Annotated in this window: 16 protein-coding genes; 3 read left to right on the forward strand and 13 right to left on the reverse strand. The window is 26.9% G+C overall.

The features are described from left to right. Positions 1 to 641 precede the first annotated feature (641 nt). Positions 642 to 1,727, reverse strand: a complete 1,086-nt coding sequence (locus MBIO_RS04230; RefSeq protein ID WP_013354788.1) for a M42 family metallopeptidase — start codon at positions 1,725 to 1,727, stop codon at positions 642 to 644. A 322-nt stretch (positions 1,728 to 2,049) separates the two neighbouring features. Here MBIO_RS04230 and MBIO_RS04935 point away from each other — a divergent pair, with 322 nt between their 5' ends. Together MBIO_RS04935 and mgtA are read left to right on the forward strand one after the other, a co-directional pair. Beyond that, positions 2,050 to 2,202, forward strand: coding sequence for a hypothetical protein (locus tag MBIO_RS04935; protein ID WP_013354789.1), 153 nt, complete (start codon positions 2,050 to 2,052; stop codon positions 2,200 to 2,202). A gap of 310 nt (positions 2,203 to 2,512) precedes the next feature. Next, on the forward strand, positions 2,513 to 5,227 hold the full coding sequence (gene mgtA / locus MBIO_RS04235; RefSeq protein ID WP_013526991.1) for a magnesium-translocating P-type ATPase: 2,715 nt from the start codon (positions 2,513 to 2,515) through the stop codon (positions 5,225 to 5,227). A 126-nt stretch (positions 5,228 to 5,353) separates the two neighbouring features. On the opposite strand, the gene MBIO_RS04240 is transcribed toward mgtA, so the two are convergent. The 3 genes from MBIO_RS04240 to MBIO_RS04255 all read right to left on the reverse strand — a co-directional run bounded on the left by MBIO_RS04240 (position 5,354) and on the right by MBIO_RS04255 (position 7,179). Next, positions 5,354 to 5,560, reverse strand: a complete 207-nt coding sequence (locus MBIO_RS04240) for a hypothetical protein (RefSeq protein ID WP_041594264.1) — start codon at positions 5,558 to 5,560, stop codon at positions 5,354 to 5,356. Between the two features lie 166 nt (positions 5,561 to 5,726). Next, a complete protein-coding gene (locus MBIO_RS04250; RefSeq protein ID WP_013526993.1) occupies positions 5,727 to 6,497 on the reverse strand; it encodes a YgjP-like metallopeptidase domain-containing protein in 771 nt (256 codons plus the stop codon). After that, positions 6,478 to 7,179: a nuclease-related domain-containing protein gene (locus tag MBIO_RS04255; protein WP_013354791.1), complete on the reverse strand. Its 702-nt coding sequence runs from the start codon at positions 7,177 to 7,179 to the stop codon at positions 6,478 to 6,480. Before MBIO_RS04255 ends, MBIO_RS04250 begins: the two co-directional genes overlap by 20 nt. A gap of 78 nt (positions 7,180 to 7,257) precedes the next feature. On the opposite strand from MBIO_RS04255, the gene MBIO_RS04260 reads away from it, so the two are divergent. Further along, positions 7,258 to 7,848 carry an FMN-dependent NADH-azoreductase gene (locus tag MBIO_RS04260; RefSeq protein WP_013526995.1) on the forward strand — a complete coding sequence of 197 codons (591 nt, stop codon included), beginning with the start codon at positions 7,258 to 7,260 and terminating at the stop codon, positions 7,846 to 7,848. Positions 7,849 to 7,924: 76 nt separating this feature from the next. Here the strand turns inward: MBIO_RS04260 and MBIO_RS04265 are convergent, their stop codons facing one another. The 9 genes from MBIO_RS04265 to MBIO_RS04305 form a co-directional block, all read right to left on the reverse strand. After that, positions 7,925 to 8,344, reverse strand: a complete 420-nt coding sequence (locus tag MBIO_RS04265) for a transcription antitermination protein NusB (protein WP_013526996.1) — start codon at positions 8,342 to 8,344, stop codon at positions 7,925 to 7,927. Positions 8,345 to 8,417: 73 nt separating this feature from the next. Next, on the reverse strand, positions 8,418 to 8,828 hold the full coding sequence (locus MBIO_RS04270) for a hypothetical protein (protein WP_013354794.1): 411 nt from the start codon (positions 8,826 to 8,828) through the stop codon (positions 8,418 to 8,420). Then, entirely contained in the window at positions 8,819 to 10,210 is a 1,392-nt protein-coding gene (gene gltX, locus MBIO_RS04275) for a glutamate--tRNA ligase (protein ID WP_013526997.1), read from the reverse strand. Before gltX ends, MBIO_RS04270 begins: the two co-directional genes overlap by 10 nt. Positions 10,211 to 10,496: 286 nt before the next feature. After that, positions 10,497 to 11,366: a hypothetical protein gene (locus MBIO_RS04280; RefSeq protein ID WP_013526998.1), complete on the reverse strand. Its 870-nt coding sequence runs from the start codon at positions 11,364 to 11,366 to the stop codon at positions 10,497 to 10,499. Between the two features lie 43 nt (positions 11,367 to 11,409). Continuing rightward, a complete protein-coding gene (locus tag MBIO_RS04285) occupies positions 11,410 to 11,919 on the reverse strand; it encodes a DNA alkylation repair protein (protein WP_258408939.1) in 510 nt (169 codons plus the stop codon). A 531-nt stretch (positions 11,920 to 12,450) separates the two neighbouring features. Beyond that, complete coding sequence (locus MBIO_RS04290) at positions 12,451 to 13,836, reverse strand: PTS fructose transporter subunit IIC (RefSeq protein ID WP_015511267.1); 1,386 nt, start codon at positions 13,834 to 13,836, stop codon at positions 12,451 to 12,453. Between the two features lie 18 nt (positions 13,837 to 13,854). After that, positions 13,855 to 14,475, reverse strand: a complete 621-nt coding sequence (locus MBIO_RS05175) for a fructose PTS transporter subunit IIA (protein ID WP_013527001.1) — start codon at positions 14,473 to 14,475, stop codon at positions 13,855 to 13,857. Then, entirely contained in the window at positions 14,466 to 15,386 is a 921-nt protein-coding gene (pfkB, locus tag MBIO_RS04300; RefSeq protein ID WP_013527002.1) for a 1-phosphofructokinase, read from the reverse strand. The genes MBIO_RS05175 and pfkB overlap by 10 nt, the downstream gene beginning before the upstream one ends. A gap of 142 nt (positions 15,387 to 15,528) precedes the next feature. Next, complete coding sequence (locus MBIO_RS04305) at positions 15,529 to 16,272, reverse strand: DeoR/GlpR family DNA-binding transcription regulator (protein ID WP_013527003.1); 744 nt, start codon at positions 16,270 to 16,272, stop codon at positions 15,529 to 15,531. Positions 16,273 to 16,402 lie beyond the last annotated feature (130 nt).

Here is a 16,402-nt window from a genome sequence, read left to right on the forward strand (position 1 = left end):
ATATTGATGTTGATTTAGAAGCTAGTAATGAACTCTTTTTAATGGGTCCACTTGTTTTTTTATTTTATTAATCCTTTAATAAAGCTATGGCTTTTATTTTGCATAATGTGATTTTTCACCAACTTTGACATTAAAACAAATTTTGTATTCTCCTGATTTTTCTATTGTTTTATAATCACTTAAAAAAAATCTATTTGAATATTTTTCTAAAGCTGTTTGTAATAAAATTATATTAAAAATGCTACTTTTACTTAAAATTAAAAAGTATTCATTAATTTGATCGCTTGATTTTTTAATTTTTCTAAAGCTATTTCTTTAGTTACTTTTGAAGTATCTCACGTCCCTTTCCTCCGAGTCTCCTTTTTTCTTAGTGCCACAACCTTCACTAATTGTTGGTAATAAAATTGTTGAAATTGTAGGTGTTAAAACTGAGAATTTCAATCAAAAATTGTGCTTTTTATTTTTATTTTTCGTTGTACTTTTTTCTATTTTTTTACTTTAAAAATAAATATTATTTTTTTAAAACATTATGTTATATAACGCAAAAGAAAATAAAAAAATATCAGAATTTTAACTAATTAATTCTGATAATTTCTAGTTGCATTTTGTCTTAAACAACTGTTTTACAGTATTTTTTGATTTTATTTAGCTTTTAATTCATTTAACATTTTGTTGTCAAAAGCTTTGACAAATTCTGTAATTAAATCAATTGTTGCTTGAATATCTACTAATGAACAAACGCCTATTGGTGAGTGTAAATAACGTTGAGGTAAACTTAGAGTAATTGTAGGAACCCCACCTTTACCATATTGTAAACTAGCTCCATCAGTACCGCCACCTTCGGCTATATATTTATAAGCTGGAATTTTGTGTTTTTCAGCAATTTTTACTAACATGTTAACTAATTTAGGATCTGTAATAACAGCACCATCTTGTATTAAAAGAGCTACACCTTTACCTAAAACTGGAGTTCCTTTAATACATCCTGTCGTATCATGACTTGCTCCTGTATCAATTGCAAAAGCAACATCTGGTTCAATAATTGAAACTGAAGTTTTAGCACCTCTTGTTCCAATTTCTTCTTGTACTGTACCAACAATATATGTTTCATTCGGTAAATCTAAATCTTTAATATTGTTTGCTAAAAAGTCAATAACTGTAACACCAGCTCTATTATCCATTGCTTTACCAGCAATTAAATTATTAGGCATATCAATTGCTTCACCTGACATATAAATTCTGTCGCCTACTTCAATACCTCATTTTTCAGCTTCTTCTTTTGAATTGAATCCGCAGTCAACAAACATTTCTTTTGTTGTAGGAACTTTAGCACGTTTTTCAGCTTCCATAATATGAATTGATGTATGACCAAAAATACCAAAAATTTCTTTATTGTCTCTATTTGTTACCACACGACATTTTGTCCCAATAACAGCAGCTGGTCAAACACCTCCAACAACTGAAACTAATAAGTTACCATTTGGTTCGATTGATCTAACTAAATAACCAACTTCATCCATGTGTGCAGCAATCATAATTTTTGGTGCATTTTTAACTTTTGTTTTATTTTTAATAATTAAAGAACCAAAACCATCTCTTGAATATTCAAAATTTTTTGAAGCTGTATTCTTCTTTAAAGCTTCAACAACAGGTTCTTCATATCTACTCATAGCTTCAATAGCCATGTATTCTTTTAATCTTTTTGCTAATTTATCATATTTAGCCATTTTTAAACCTCCTTAAAAAATTACTATATGAATTATATAACTAATTTATTTTTGCTAGGTCTATTTTAAGGCGGTAAATTTTTAATTATTTTTTGCATCTTATTTATAGGTCTTTAAGAAAATTAGTTTTAAACTAAAACAGCAAATTTTTATATTTTAGTATCATTTTTAAAATCTTTAATAATTTTTATACATTAAACACAAGCATGAATGCTTGTCGCATTTTTCTTTTTTATAAATTTTTCTAAATATTAGTATACTTATTTCACTTCGGATCGCTAATAATACATAGTATTATAATTTATATACCAAAACGAGAATTGTGAAAAAGAGAAACAAACTAAAGGCTTTAACTATTTTATCAACTGCTTTTGCAACAAGTATTGTTGCTTTTGCTGCTTCATGTAATAATGAAGATAAACAAGTTTATTTTACTTTAAATCATAATTACAACCAAAAACAGCGAAACATATAACATTTTGTCAAATAACTATCGATACTATAATGATTTTGGAATGAAATTAGCTAAAGAAGAAAATTAAGTTTAATATTAAACTAAAGATGCAAACTTTGCATAAAAAAATTAACATCTTTTTATGCAAATTATTAATCACTTTTTTCTAAAATGCCTATAAAACTGAGATTTTAGGCAAAATAGACTATTAATTTTTTACTTTTAGAGTCAATTTTTTGCTTGCAAAAATTATTCTTATTTTATGTAGCAAAAACTATATTATTTTGTTATAATAAATAATATTTATTATTTAAATGGGAGGGAGGTTATTATGAAAAAAACTGTTAAAAATAAGAAAAACAATGAAGCTTTAATAATAAAAAATAGATTAGTTGAAGCTGCAAATATGAATCAAAATGAAATTTATGAAAAATATAATTCTTCAAATTTAGGCATTACAAAAAATGAAATAATAGAAGAAAACAAAGAAAATTATGGAGTTAATAAACTCAGCAAAAAGAAAAGAGGCGGAGTATTAAAAAGAATATGAGATAGCTTCTTCAATCCTTTTTCATTGATCTTGATTTTACTTTCAATAGTTTCATTAATTACTGACATAATACTTCCTTTAACTAAAGGTGAAAAATCCGAACCTTGAACTGTGTCCATTATTTTAACAATGGTTATAATTAGTGGAATCTTACACTTTGTTGAAGAAACGCGGAGTAGTGCTAGTGCTGAAAAATTAGTCAAAATGATTCAAACAACTACTAGAGTAGAACGAAATGGTGTCGCTTATGAAATACCACTTGAAGAAGTAGTTGTAGGCGATATTGTTGTTTTAGCTGCGGGTGATATTATTCCTGCTGATGTTAGAATTCTTAGTGCAACAGACCTTTTTGTTTCACAATCTCAATTGACAGGCGAAAGTGATTCAATTGAAAAGTTTCCTAATTTAGTTCCAAATTATGATTATGATAATGTAACTGATTATCACAACTTAGCTTTTATGGGTTCTAACGTTATTTCAGGCTCAGCTAAAGCTATGGTTGTAGTTACTGGTGATCAAACTTATATTGGTCAAGTAGCTCAAAAAATTAATGAAAAAGCTCCTAAAACCGATTTTGAAAAAGGAATCAAATCAATTAGTTGATTATTAATTAAAATCATGTTAGTAGCTGTACCTCTTGTTTTAATAATCACAGGAACAAGAGCTTCAATTAAAGGAGAACATGAAAAATGGGTTGATGCTTTATTATTTGCAATTTCAGTTGCAATTGGCTTAACTCCTGAAATGTTGCCGATGATAATTACAAGTACTCTAGCTAAAGGTGCTATGAGTATGTCTAAAAAACAAACAATTGTTAAAAGTTTAAACTCAATTCAAAACTTTGGTGCTATGGATATCTTCTGTACAGATAAAACAGGTACCTTAACCTTAGATCAAGTTGTGCTCGAAAGACACTTGGATGTAAGAGGCTTAGAAAATATTAAAGTTTTAAAATATGGATTCTTGAATAGTTATTATCAAACAGGTCTTAAAAACCTTTTAGATATATCTATTATTAATAAGACAGATGAATTAAGTGATGTTGAAATGGAACTAAGATCACTTGAAGAAATCTATAAAAAAGTTGATGAAATACCTTTTGACTTTATTCGTAAAAGAATGTCAGTCGTGGTTAAAAGCATTAAAAGCGATAAAACACAACTTATAACTAAAGGTGCAGTTGAAGAAATTTTATCAATTTGCTCAAAATTAGAATACAAAGGTGAAGTAGTCGACTTAGATGAAAAAATGATTCAAAAAGTTTTAAAACAAGTTGACAAACTAAATGATGAAGGTATGCGGGTAATAGCAATGGCTCGTAAAAGTAACCCTAGTCAAGTTGGTAAATTTGGTGTAGCAGATGAAAAGGATATGATTCTAATTGGCTATCTAGCTTTCTTAGATCCACCAAAAGAATCAACTAAAAGTGCAGTTGAAAACCTTCACAACTTAGGTGTCGAAGTAAAAATCTTAACTGGTGATAATGCCAGAGTTACTAGAGCAATTTGTGCTCAAGTTGGAATTCCTACAGATAAAATTATGCTTGGTAAAGACTTAATGGAATTAAGCGATGAAGAATTGCAAAAAGTTGCTAATGAATACAATATTTATGCTAAATTAAGTCCTGACCAAAAAGCTCGTGTAATAACAGCACTTAGAGCTAATGGCCATGTTGTAGGTTATATGGGTGATGGAATTAATGATGCTCCTGCTATGAAAGTCGCTGATGTTTCTATTTCAGTTGATACTGCAGTCGATATTGCTAAAGAAAGTGCAAACATTATTCTTTTAGAAAAAGACTTAAATGTTTTAGCAACTGGAATTACTGAAGGCCGCAAGACATATGCTAATATGAATAAATATGTCAAAATGACAGTAAGTAGTAACTTTGGAAATATCATTAGCATGATATTAGCTTCGATTCTTATTCCTTTTGTGCCTTTAATGGCAATTCAAGTTTTATTTTTAAACTTAATTTATGATTTTGCTTGTGGAACAATTCCTTGAGATAAAGTCGATAAAGAACTAATTACTAAACCACGGAAGTGAAATGCTAAAAGCATATTGCGCTTTATGCTTTGGTTTGGACCAGTTTCTTCTATTGTTGATATACTTTCTTTTATTCTTCTTTATTATGTTTTCATTCCTTATGCCCATCCTTCTGTAGCCAAAGATTCAGAACAATTCAAGATGCTATTTTGAACAGGTTGATTCATAATTTCAATGTGAACTCAAAGTTTAGTAATTCACTTCATTAGAACTGAAAAAGCTGCATTTATTCAATCAAAGCCAGCCTTTATATTATTATTCTTTTCAATATTTGGAAGTGTATTAATTACTATTACTCCTTATATTCCTGGCCTTAATACAGCTTTAAAAGTAACACAACTTAATCCTTGATTCTATGGCTTTTTAGTAGGTTCAATTGCTTTATATATTTCACTTGTTTTAATTGTTAAAAAAATCTACATCATAAAATACAATGAGTTACTATAATTTACTAAAACATCTATAAAACAATAGAATTTAAAAAACGGTTACCCGTTTTTTATTTTTGCTTTTAGTTAACTCCAGTAGTAACAAATAATTTTTGAAGAGGTTTACATGGTTTTATAGAAAGCGTTAATAAATAATGCCTTCGCCAACTCCAACTCAATATAAATGAATAACATATCTATTAGAAACATTTGTATGTTTTTCAAAATTAATGGTTAATCATTCTCTGTTATCTTCAAAGAATTGTAGAAATTCTTCTGATGTTCATCTTTGATAAGTTAGTGTAACTAATCTTGAACTAGCAACTTTGTAATTGGATGTTTTTTTCTTCAATATCAAAAACAATGTAATTGTCTTTTTCTAATCCAACTTCCATTAATGGAGTAAGATAATCCTTATAATCAGAATCTGAAAAAACATTTATATTTGCATCTCATTCATTATGATTTGGAACAGGAAAATTGAAAAATATTTTTTTAAAAAATAAGTCCCTCAAGACTTATCAAAAATTAATTTTATGTTTATTAATTGTGTCTGAATATTCTTTAAAATTAGGATAATAAAATTCACCCAATTTATAAAATTCTTCAGAATGATCCATATGAAAGTAGTGGCATAATTCATGAACTATCACATAGTCAATATATTTAGGATCAAGTGCCACTAAAAACAAACTATAACTTAGCTTACTAAAAACATTATATTTTTTGTGGTGTGTACCTCAAGCACTTTTTTTCATTCTAACATAAAAATAAGGGTTATTAATTTGCATTAAAGCACTATAAACAAGCTGTTTTTTAGAAATATAGTCTTCTAAAAATTTAGTTAAAGTTTTTTCGAAAACCTTTAATCTTTTATTTTGATCACTGGCACATTTTATTGAGCATCTAATAGTTAAAATATTGTTTTCTTTATCATAAACCCCATCACTAGTATCGCGATAATGAAAGCTTCATTTTAATAATGTTTCTTTGCCAAAAAAACTAATGTAGTGTTCTTCAACTCCGCTAGTTAAATTTAAAACTATAGCATTATTTAATCTTTTATTTGCTTTTTTAAAAGCTTTAATAAGTAGTCTATCTAAATTATGAAAATTATAATCAGCCTCACTAATATGTCTAAAACTAGTGACCTCAAATACTTTTTGGTCACTATTAAATCTAACGATTATATTTTCACAACGGACATTAACTTTTGAATAAACTGGATAACTAACATCATCAATTATGATGTGTTTAATTAAAACTAAATTATTTTTTCTTTGAGTCATTTTTGTTTAAGATCTTTCCAAAACGTTTAATGTCTTTAAGTGAAGCACTTCTATTTGAACTCACTGATTCATTGATTAACATTAATTCATCTTTATTTAAGTTTCGATCTTCACTCATATCTTTAGCCACATCTTCAAGTAAGTTAGCTACTTGATCTTCAGTTGTTACTAAAGCTCATGATTCTAAGTTAGCTATATCAAAAGTAGTATTTGAAGGCAAGATTACCAATGAAAATACTGGGAAGTTAAAGCCACACATTTTGTAAAAGTGTTGAATGTGTTTAAAGTTTTGAATAAGCGGATTTTTAAATTTCAAAACTTTATTGCTTTTGCTTCTTAACTCTAATTCAGCATTAGTAGCTTCACCACTAAGATGGCCAACATAATATTTAACTTCAATAATAAAAACTGCCTTATTACTAATTAAAATACCATCAAGTTCAAATATTTGACTTTGTCCATATTTAAATAAACCACCATTTAAGTATTTGTAGTTTTTATCTTTAGCAATAGTTAGAAGTTTATTTCTAATTTTTGCTTCAAAACGAAAACCAATTGAATTATTGCGTTTGCTTTTAATAAGTTTGATAATTAAAAAAGTTAACACTAGCACAATAATTAATAGTGTTAAAGGAATTCCAACTGATAGTCCAATTATCATTTCTCTACTTGGTTTAATCATATTTATAATTATATTTAAAATTAGAATTTGTAAAGCAAATTAATAATATAATTAAGAAAAGTGAGTAAGGAGGCATTTATGAGTGCAAAGAAAATTATCTCAATTTTAGGTTCAGTAAATAAGAATAGTTTAAGTAATAAAATCAACAATATAGTAAGCAGTAAATTGTTTAAAAAATATCCTAATAGTGAAATCACTTTATTAGATTTAGCAAATTCGCCTTTTAGTGAATTAATGCTTAATGGTCATGACACAACAGCTTTTTGAGAAGATAGTGAAGCAAAAAGCTGAATAACAAAATTAAAGGAAGCAGATTATGTTGTAATTAATAGTCCAATGATTAATTTTAATTACAGTGCTTTAGTTAAAAACTTCATTGATGCAATTTGTATTGCTGATCATTCATTTAGTTATAAATATAGTAAAAAGAATGGATCAGTTGGTTTATTAAACAAAATGAAAGTTATTATTATTGGTACTCAAGGAGCTCCAAAAGGTTGATATACTTTTGGAGATCATGTTAAAATGCTTGAAGGAACATTTAACTTTTTAGGAGCTAAAGAAGTTAAGACTTTATTAGTAGCTGGCACTAAAGTGACACCTCTTAAGGACATGAGTCAAGAAGAAATAATTAAGCAATATCAAAAAGAAATTGATGCTTTAATTTAACTATAAAACAGAGCAATTGGTATAAATTGCTTTTTTATTTGCAATAAAAAATTTCTCGTTTTCATGAGAGAAATTTTTAATCTTGTTTTTTTAAAATAACTTCATTGATAACAAAGAATTTATAAACTTTTTCTAGAATTGCATTAACCATTTTGTAAAAGTTTTTTTCATCTTCAAAATAATATTTAGTTATTTCAACTGATTCATTAATTATTATTTTAGGTTCAATTGACATAAGTTCATGAGCACCATTAATTAAAATGGCTCTAATTAATGGACTAATTCTTTCTCAGCTTCAACCTTCTTTTAAAAATTGACTGACTGCTTTTTTATAAAAATCATAGTTTTTTGCTATCTTTTCAAGATGCGAAAATTGTTCATTACTTAAGTTACTTTCTGAATCAAATAATTCATTGACATTGATTTTTTGATCCATTAATTCATAACGGTAAAGAACATTAATTATACCTAAACGAAATTGACGTCTGTTTTGCATGTTTTTATTTTATAACAAAAGTTATAATTGCAAAATATTTAAATAAAAAGAAGCAACAAGTGCTTCACTAAAATTATTCTAATTCTTCAATCGAAACATTGAATTCACCAATTAAATCATCTTTAGGGCCAAATAATTCATATTTGAATTTTTTAATATTGCCTTCAATAACAACTTCATGTAAAAATGGTTTTAAAAAGAATTGTGTGCCATCTACTTTAACAAAAGAGTTAGGAGCTTTTTGACCTTTTAACATTGTCAACGTTGACATTCCTGTAAAAATATTTACTCTTTCACTATTGATTTCTATACGGTTAGATTCACCAATTGAAGGCTCTTTAAAATGATATGTATGATATTGTAATTGCTTTGGATCTTCATCATCTAAAAATAAATCATATTCTGCATCAGCTTCAAAAGAAACTATTTTAGGTTCTTGGTTTTTAATTTTATGATCTTGAATTGAAGTAAATCTTATTTTCATTTTGCTAACCTTTCTTTAATTAAGTCTTCGCCATATAAATAAATTGCTTTAGCTAATTCAGGACCATGTTCAATGTAAGTGGTTGCTAGACGTATTGGCATAAATAGATTTTTGCCTTTTTTACCTGTAATTTCTTTTGTTTGGTCAATTGCAGCTTGAATATTTTCAATAGTAAAAGTGTTTTTATTTAATAAATCTTTAAAAGTTAAAATTACATCATGATTTTCAGCTTCGACAACTGGTTTTTTATTTGTTGGTTTTAAATATGGCTGCATATCTTCGATTAATTGCGAAGTTGTAAATACACTTTCTTTAAATGTATCAACAAATAATTTGTTTCATTTTGTTGCTTTTAAATTAAGTTCTTTAAGTAACTTAGAAGTTGGTTCTTCTTTTATATATTGTTTAGAAAATCATTGCATCTTTTTGATGTCAAATTTTGAAGGGCTTTTGCTTAGTCTTGCTGGGTCAAATTTTTCAATAATTTCTGCTTTTTTCATAACTTCAACTGTATCTGGTGAACTTCAACCAAGCAAACTTAAAAAGTTAAATACACCTTCAGGATGGTAGCCTTCATTACGATAATCTTCAATAAATTGTTTTAAACTAGTATCACGTTTTGAAAGTTTTTTACCTTCCATATTAGTAATAACAGTTAAGTGGCCAAAGTAAGGAGCTTCTCAATTTAAGGCTTGATAAATTGCTAATTGTTTTGGAGTATTAGTGATGTGTTCTTCGCCACGTAAAACATGGCTTATTTTCATATCGTGGTCATCAACTACAACTGCAAAGTTGTATGTTGGATAGCCATCACTCTTTTGAATAACTCAGTCTCCGATATCATTTGAATTAAAGCTGATGTTACCTCTAACTAAGTCTTCTCATTCATAAGTTACATCCTTAGGCATACTTAAACGAATTGAGTAAGCTTTAGCTTTTTCTCTTTTGGTTTTTTCAGCTTCGCTAATTTTTAATCAATTACGATCATATCTAAATGAAGCAATACCTTTTTTGTTTGATTCTTCATGTTGAGCTTCTAATTCTTCGCTAGTGTCATAAGCTTTATAAGCTAAACCTCTTTTAACTAATTCATCAGCAATTTCTTGGTATCTATCTAATTTTTCGCTTTGGCGATATTTACCACAAGCCTTATTTGGTTTAAGTGGGCTTTCATCTGGAACTATTCCAAGTCAAGCTAAGTTTTCTAATTGACTTCTTTCACCATCAGCTACATTTCTTTTAACATCAGTGTCTTCTAATCTGAAAACAAAATCACCTTTAAAGTGCTTAGCATATAAATAGCAAAATAATGCTGTTCTAGCACCTCCAATGTGTAAGTAACCTGTTGGACTTGGCGCATATCTGGTTCTTATTTTTTTCATTCTAACCTCTTATTTATGACTTAATTTGTATATTAATTAATATTATATAGAAAATGTTTATTTTAGTATCTAAAAGGCAAAAAAAGAAAATTAAAAAAGATATCAAAGTAGAGTGAACCCAAATTCCGAACTTTTTGGAAAGGGGTTCACTCTAAATTTCTAATTAATTTTAATTTCATTGATTTCTCCTTATAAATATAATTTGCTAAATTATTCAATAATTTTAATAAAAAAGCCTACTAATTAATAGTAAGCTTCGATAAATTTTAAGCTTTCGAATTAGAATTTAAAATAGATTTGCAGTCGACAAAACATTGCTAATTACATCTAATGATTCATTCAAATTATCAAAAGGTCTGTTTGGAATAATCGGAGCAAATTTTGATAAATTAGGATTTTTAAATAGTTCGTCTTTATTCTTTATTATTCCATTAAGTCCAAGAAAAATTCCTTTTGCAATTTCATTATTATCATAACCACTGATTTTTTCTTTAATTTTTTCTATTGATAAGTTTTGTTTTTTCAAAGATTCATCAACTTTACTTTTGATTTCAGGATTTTCATTTAATTTATCAATCAATTTGTTAATTGTTTCTTTTATATTATTAACCTTGTTATTTATTTCTTTAACTTTTTTAGGATCATTTAATTCTTCTTTAATATTTTTTGCACTTTGATTATCTTCAGCTTTAAGATAAATATTAATTGCACTTGTCATCTTTTTATATTCATTAGTTAAATAATCATTAAAGTTTCCTGTAGGATTAATTGATTTATAAACTTCAACTATTTTTTCATATTCAGATTCTTTATTAAAATATGTAGCTTTAAGTAATGCAAGACCGTCCTTAGCTTTAAAATCTAAAATTTTTTCAGGTCCATATTCACTTACGTTATTTGCATCAAAATCACTTTGAAGCGCATTTTTAAATGATGCTAATTGGATAATTTTTTCATATGCGTTTTGACAATTTTGAAATTTTTCTTTTTCACTTATTTCATTATTTGGTTTATTGTTTTTAGGCATCGGACTTTCAAATTCAAAGAATTTTGTTGAATTAACATCTTTTTGATTTTTGCCACATGAAACAATAGGAACTAACATGATTGGTGAAGTTAACAATGCTCCAAATTTAAATATTTTTTTTAATTTCATAAAAACCTCCATTTTTAAACACAATTAAATTATATTATTTATTTTACTTTTTTAATTTATCTAATTGTTCTTTTTCTTCTTTAGTTGTTTTTGATAATTCTTTTATTTTTTGTATTGTTTTATTTAAAACATTAATTGAATAATTTCAATTGTTAAGAATTTTTAAAACTTTACTTTTAAAACTCTTGTAAGCTATAGATAAATATCAAGCTTGAACCATTTCTACATAATAATCATTATTGTTAGCTGTATTCATAATTAAATCTAAATAACTTAATTTAGAATCATCTTTTAAATAATATTTCTTAAGCATAACAATAGCAAAACGATTTGTATATGAATTATTATCTCTTAGTCAATCTTTAATATGACTTAAAAAATCTTTTTTATTTTTGTCTTTTAGTTTAAATTCAAAAATATCAACAATAGCTCAATTGTCTAATTTTTTTGCATATTCAACTAAATATTTTATTTGCTTTTTATAATCATTAATTTCTTTAATAAAAAGACCATGAAGTATATTTCCTCAAACAAATAATGATAGGGGTTTCACATAAATTCTGATACTTTTGTAGGTATTTCTTTATATCATTTTTTAGCTAAATCTTTAAGTATTGGAATTCTAACTCCTAATAATTTTGCACTTTCAATTTTATAAATTTGCAAGCAAAATTCTTTATATTTTTGATCAATATAAGGTATTAATTTATAATAAAGTTTTTCTTCTTTTCTACATCTTAATTCATTCATTTTAATACCTTACTTTTTTTCTTTAAAAATTATACTTTAAATAAAATATTTTTTTGTAATATGTTAAATATTAAACCTATAAAAAATATTGCCAATTTTACTAAAAAGACTATAAAACAATTGAATTAAAAATTATTCTTCAATAAAACTTTAAAAAATATATTTATCATTTAGGGACATAAGTTAAAAATTATGTCCTTTAATTTTTGGGACATAAGGATTAAATTATGTCCCTATTTTTTGGTCAAAAACGTTAGTTTACTTTTATTATTTTCGGGACATAAGAAAAAAATTATGTCCCGAATTCTTATAGGACATAATTTCTATTTCTAATTTATTTCTCAACTTTTTGAGCTTGTTTTACTTTTCTTTTTAAGTAAACTCCATTACCAATTGGAATACCTTTTCATCTTCCTAATTCGCTTGGATCAACTTTTTTTCTTAATGCTCCTAAAATAAATGCGCCAGCAAAAGCACCTACAACAAGAGCTAATAAATATCAATATCATCCTTGTGCAACAACGAATACAAAGATTCCGCCATGAGGAGCAGGAATTGAGCATCCTAATCCAGCTGCCATTCCACCAGCTAATGTACTTGCAAAAATTGATGAACCAATAACTCTCAAGGGATCACTAGCTGCATAAGGAATTGTACCTTCAGTAATAAATGCCATGCCCATTAAGTAGTTAACTTTTGAATCTTTTCTTTCTTTAGCAGTAAATTTTTGAGGGAATAAGTCAGCTGCAATAGCGATTACAAGAGGAGGAACCATACCACCAATCATAACAGCTGCCATAATTCATGGTTGATTGATTCCATCAGGATCTACTGAAGCAACACCAATAGTATATGCAACTTTGTTAACTGGACCACCCATATCAACTGCCATCATACCAGCAAGTAAATCTCCCATTCCAATTTTAAAGCCAATTGAAATTGTGTTATTTTTAACAACATAGTTTAAACCTTGTTGAATGTAGTAATTTAAATATGAAAGTGGTGTATTAATTACAAAGAACATAATAACAGCAATAAGTAAGATACCAAATACTGGATAAATTAACATTGGTTTAAGTCCATCTAACGATTTAGGTAATCATTTGAAGCATCATTTTAATCCTAATACTAAGAATCCGGCAATGAAACCACCAATTAAGGCTCCTAAGAAGCCTGCATTAGAACCAGTCTCATAAACCGCAAACTGTGTACTAGATGCCATGGCTCCAGCTACCATACCGACTGCTAAGCCTGGTCTTCCTGCAATTGAATGTGCAATAAAACCAGCAAACACTGACATCATAAAGCCAAAAGCAAATCCACCAGCATTTTTAAAGAATTTTGAAAATGGAGTATATTGTCCAAAATCTTTTCCTACTGCTTCTTTTCCTAAAAAAGAGTCAAATAAGAAGGCTAGAGCAATTAGAATACCGCCACCAATAACAAATGGAAGCATATGGCTTACACCGTTCATTAAATTCTTATATATTTGTTTTCCAAAACTTAATTTTTCTTGATTTGTATTTTCATTTGAAGAAGAATCTGATTTATATACAGCTACTTTTTCATCTATTATTTCTTGTATTAATTCTTTGGGTTGTTTAATTCCTTTTGTTACAGTTGTTTGAAGCAATCTTTTACCATTGAATCTTGTGATTTCAATATTTGTATCGGCAGCAACAATGACACCATAAGCTTTTTGAATATCTTCATTTGTCAAAACATTTTTAGCTCCACCTTAACCTTGAGTTTCAACTTTGATTTGATAACCCATTTCCTTAGCTGCATTTTCTAAAGATTCTTGAGCCATGTATGTATGAGCAATACCAGTTGGACAAGCTGTAACAGCTACTATAAATTTTTCACCATTATTAGTTTGTTCAAATTCATTCTGATCAACTTCTTGTTCTTTTGTTTCAATTAATTTTAGAAATTCTTTGTTGCTTTTAGCATTAATTAATTTTTCAATAAATACTTTATCAACTAACATTTTGCTCAATTTAGCCAAAACTTCTAAGTGTAAGTTTTCACTATCTGTTGTTTCTGGAGCTGCAATTAGAAATAGCAATTTAACAGGTTTATTATCTAAAGATTGATAATCAACTCCGTCTTTTAAAACAAGTGCACTTAAGTGAGGTTTCTTAACGAAAGATCCGCGTCCATGAGGCAATGCTAATTCATCGCCCAATCCAGTTGTTGTTTGTTTTTCTCTTTCCAAAACCGCTGTCAAATAGGCGTTTTTGTCAATTATAATGTTATCACCCATCAAATTAACTGCTAATTCAATGGCTTCTAATTTATCTTTTGCTTTTGCATTAATATCAATATTTTTTAGAGTTAGAAGTTCTTTTATTTTCACTTTTGACCCCTTTCAAGTAATTCTAATATTGCACTTTTATTAGCTATTTCTTTATCAAAAGCAGTTGCTGCTCCACAAGCTATTGAGAATTCTAAAGCTTGTTTATAATCTTTATTTTTTAAATAATTATCAATAAATCCAGCAATCATGCTATCTCCTGAACCAACTGTACTTACAACTTTTCCTTTATATGTAGCACTATAAAAGGTTTGATTATCTTCACTAAATAAATAAGCTCCTTCAGCGCCACAAGACACTAACACATTTCTGGCACCTAATTTTTTAAGTTTTTCAACATGACTTTTTATGTCTTCTTTAGTTTTAACTTTTTCATCAAATAATTCTTCAAGTTCTTCTAAATTAGGTTTAATCAAAAATGGTTTGTATTTTAATGTATTAAGTAGAAATTGTTTAGTTGAATCTACTATTATATAAATTCTTTTGTTTTTGAGTTTTTCTAAAATTAATTCATAAACATTTGTGTCAACATTTTTTGGAACATTGCCAGCCAAAATTAAAGTATCATTATCTTTAATATTAAAAGCAATCTTATCTAATAATTGTTTTAAATTTTGATCACTGATTTTAGGTCCATTAGCATTAATAGCTGTTTCTTTAGCTTTGCCATTTAGTTTTACATTAATTCTTGAATTACCTTCAATATTACAAAAATCTGTTTTAACTTTTTTATCTTTTAAGTAATTAATAATATATTGACCAGTAAAACCACCGACAAAACCTAAAGCTACATTTTTAGTTCCTAAATTATTTAATAGTATTGAAACATTAATTCCTTTACCACCAACTGTATAATTTTCACTTTTGGAGCGATTAATATCTCCTATATTTATTTTTCCCTCTAAAGACATTGTATAGTCAATAGCTGGTGAAAAAGTCACTGTGTAAATCATCTATCCTCCTCAATTTAATTCTATTTAAAAAACTACAAAAAAGCACAGAAAAACACAAAAAGTTACAAAAAACAACAAAAAATAGGCATAAAAGCCTATAAATTTGTAGAATTTTGTAGAATTTTCCACATTTTCTCACATTTTATACTTCTATGATATTCTCAAGATTTAGATCTTTTTTCTTGTAATTAGTTATCAATGTGATGTTTTTATTATTGGTTGCAAAAGTATATTTAAATTCAGAATTTATTTTGGTTTTGTCTAACAAAATATAACTTTTTTTGCATTTTAAAATTGCTTCTTTTTTAAATAAACTTTCATTAATTTCAGGTGTTGTAAAACCTAGATTATTGCTATATCCATTTGCTCCAATAAATCCAATATCAAAATTAAAGTTTTTCAAATTATCTAAAGCTAATGATCCAACAACATTAAACGTATTACTTTTTAATAATCCACCTATTAAAATAGTTGTAACGTTTGAATGACTTTTTAATTCTGTAGCAACATTAATTGAATTCGTAACTATAGTTACATTCTTGTTATTAATTAATTTAGCTAATTGATGAGTTGTTGTTCCTGAGTCAATAAAAATTAATAAGTTATCTTGTACAAATTCATTTGCTTTGGTAGCTAATTTGATTTTTGCATCTAATTCAATATTACTTCTTGATTCATATTCAACATCATTTGCTGAAGAATTATTATTTAATGAATAAGCTCCGCCATGAACTCTTTTTAATAATTTTTGTTTATCTAATTCAGCAACATCTTCGCGTATTGAAGAAATGCTTGCTTGAGTTAATTTTGCAAGCTCTTTTAGTGAAGCAGCACCTTTTGAATTTACTTCTTTTAAAATAACATCTAGTCTTTGTTCTTTAAGCATAATTTTCCTTTATTTATATTTTAATAAATATATTTAAAAAATAAAGTTTTTAACTTTTAAACTAATTATTAAACATTTCTTTTAATTTTAGGGACATAAGGATTAAATTATGTCCCATTTTAAAATCTAC

This window comes from Mycoplasmopsis fermentans PG18, assembly GCF_000209735.1.
GTDB classification, from domain to species: domain Bacteria; phylum Bacillota_I; class Bacilli_A; order Mycoplasmatales; family Metamycoplasmataceae; genus Mycoplasmopsis; species Mycoplasmopsis fermentans.